2 protein-coding genes are annotated in these 2,831 nt (G+C 65.6%); both read right to left on the reverse strand.

The genetic code is table 11. The features are described 5' to 3' along the window. Positions 1-1,154: nitrate reductase subunit beta (narH, locus tag FFS27_RS31235; RefSeq protein ID WP_137952477.1), on the reverse strand; the 1,154-nt coding region annotated here is incomplete at its 3' end. 11 nt (positions 1,155-1,165) lie between these two features. After that, positions 1,166-2,831: molybdopterin dinucleotide binding domain-containing protein (locus FFS27_RS31240; RefSeq protein WP_137952478.1), on the reverse strand; the 1,666-nt coding region annotated here is incomplete at its 5' end.

Raw genomic sequence — 2,831 nt, forward strand, 5'->3', positions numbered from 1 at the left:
GGGATGCGCAGCGACTCGACGTCCGGGATCACCCCGTCGCTGCCGATGTGCCCCTCGGCGGCGGCGTTCTGGATCGGCGACAGCGGCGGCACGTACCAGACCATCGGCAGCGTGCGGTATTCCGGGTGCAGCGGCAGGGCCAGCTTCCAGTCCATCGCCAGCTTGTACACCGGCGACTTCTGCGCCGCCTCGATGACGCTGTCGGCCACCCCGTCCTTGCGCGCCTGGGCGATCACCGCCGGGTCGAACGGATCGAGGAAGATCTCCAGTTGCTTCTCGTACAGCTCGCGCTCGTTCTCGCAACTGGCCACTTCGTGGATGCGGTCGGCGTCGTAGAGCAGCACGCCGAGGTAGCGGATGCGCCCGACGCAGGTCTCCGAGCAGACGGTGGGCTGGCCGGCCTCGATGCGCGGGTAGCAGAAGATGCACTTCTCGGACTTGCCGCTCTTCCAGTTGAAGTAGATCTTCTTGTACGGGCAGCCGGAGATGCACATCCGCCAGCCGCGGCACTTGTCCTGGTCGATCAGGACGATGCCGTCCTCCTCGCGCTTGTAGATCGCCCCGCTCGGGCAGGACGCCACGCACGCCGGGTTCAGGCAGTGCTCGCAGAGGCGCGGCAGGTACATCATGAAGGTGTTCTCGTACTCACCGTAGATGTCCGCCTGGACCTGGTCGAAGTTCTTGTCCTTGCGCCGCTTGGCGAACTCGGTGCCGAGGATCTCCTCCCAGTTCGGGCCCCACTCGATCTTCTCCATGCGCTGCCCGGAGACCAGCGAGCGCGGGCGCGCCACCGGCTGGTGCTCGGCCTTGGGTGCGGTATGCAGGTGCTGGTAGTCGAAGTCGAACGGTTCGTAGTAGTCGTCGATCTCGGGCAGGTCCGGGTTGGCGAAGATGTTCGCCAGCACGCGGAACTTGCCGCCGATGCGCGGGCGGATCGAACCGTCCGCCGCGCGCACCCAGCCGCCCTTCCACTTCTCCTGGTTTTCCCATTCCTTCGGGTAGCCGATCCCGGGCTTGGTCTCGACGTTGTTGAACCAGGCGTACTCCATGCCTTCGCGGCTGGTCCAGACGTTCTTGCAGGTGATCGAGCAGGTGTGGCAACCAATGCATTTGTCGAGGTTCAGCACCATGCCGACTTGCGAACGAATTTTCATGGCGTCTCTCCTCAAATGTCCTGGGGCAGCGGTTGCGGCAGGGCGTCGCCGCCGAGTCCGCCGTGGCGGGGTTCGTCCAGCCAGTCGACCTTGCTCATCTTGCGCACCACGACGAACTCGTCGCGGTTGCAGCCGACCGTGCCGTAGTAGTTGAAGCCCCAGGCCTGCTGGGCGTAGCCGCCGATCATGTGGGTCGGCTTGAGCACCACGCGGGTCACCGAGTTGTGGTGGCCGCCACGGGTGCCGGTGGTCTCGCTGCCGGGTACGTTCACGATGCGTTCCTGGGCGTGGTACATCATCACCATGCCGTCCTTGACCCGCTGGCTGACCACCGCGCGGCAGGTCGCCGCGCCGTTGGCGTTGAACACCTCGACCCAGTCGTTATCGACGATCCCGGCCTTGGCCGCGTCGTGCTCGCTGAGCCAGATGATCGGACCGCCGCGCGACAGGGTGAGCATCAGCAGGTTGTCGCTGTAGGTGGAGTGGATGCCCCATTTCTGGTGCGGGGTGATCCAGTTCAGGGTGATCTCCGGGTTGCCGTTGGGCTTCCTGTTCAACAGCTTCTCGGTGGTCCGGGTGTTGACCGGCGGCCGGTAGCTGACGAAGCCTTCGCCGAACGCCTGCATCCACGGGTGGTCCTGGTAGAACTGCTGGCGACCGGTGATGGTGCGCCACGGGATCAGCTCGTGGACGTTGGTGTAGCCGGCGTTGTAGCTGACGTGCTCGTCCTCGAGGCCGGACCAGGTCGGGCTGGAGATGATCTTGCGCGGCTGCACCTGGATGTCGCGGAAGCGGATCTTCTCGTCTTCCTTGGGCAGCGCCAGGTGGGCGTGCTCGCGGCCGGTGATCTTCGACAGCGCTTCCCAGGCCTTGACCGCGACCTGGCCGTTGGTTTCCGGAGCCAGGGCGAGGACCACCTCGGCGGCGTCGATGGCGCTGTCGATGCGCGGCCGGCCCTGGCTGACGCCGCTCTCGACGACGCGATGGTTGAGGTCGCCGACCAGCTTCACTTCCTTCTCGGTGTTCCAGCCGATGCCCTTGCCGCCGTTACCCAGCTTGTCCAGCAGCGGACCGAGCGAGGTGAACTTGCGGTAGACGTTCGGGTAGTCGCGCTCGACCAGGTGCAGCGTCGGCAGGTTGCGTCCCGGCATCGGCTCGCACTCGCCCTTCTTCCAGTCATGGCCGTCGCCGCCGAACGGCTGCGCCAGCTCGGTGGGGGTGTCGTGCAGCAGCGGCACCGTGACCAGGTCCTGCTCCACGCCGAGGTGGCCTTCGGCGACGGCGGAGAACTTCTTGGCGATGGCCTTGTAGATCTCCCAGTCGCTCTTGGCTTCCCAGGCCGGATCGGTGGCCGCCGACAGCGGATGGATGAAGGGGTGCATGTCGGAGGTGTTGAGGTCGTCCTTCTCGTACCAGGTAGCGGTCGGCAGGACGATGTCCGAGTACATGCAGGTGGAGGACATGCGGAAGTCCAGGGTGGTGACCAGGTCGAGCTTGCCCTCGGCACCGTCGTCGACCCAGTCGACCTCGGTGGGACGCGGACCGCCGGCCTTGCCGAGGTCATCGTTCATCACCCCGTTCTTCGCCCCGAGCAGGTACTTGAGCATGTACTCGTGGCCCTTGCCGGAGGAGCCCAGCAGGTTGGAGCGCCAGATGAACATGTTGCGAGGGAAGTTC

The sequence above is a fragment of the Pseudomonas sp. 2VD genome, from assembly GCF_005503585.1.
Taxonomy (GTDB): domain Bacteria; phylum Pseudomonadota; class Gammaproteobacteria; order Pseudomonadales; family Pseudomonadaceae; genus Pseudomonas; species Pseudomonas aeruginosa.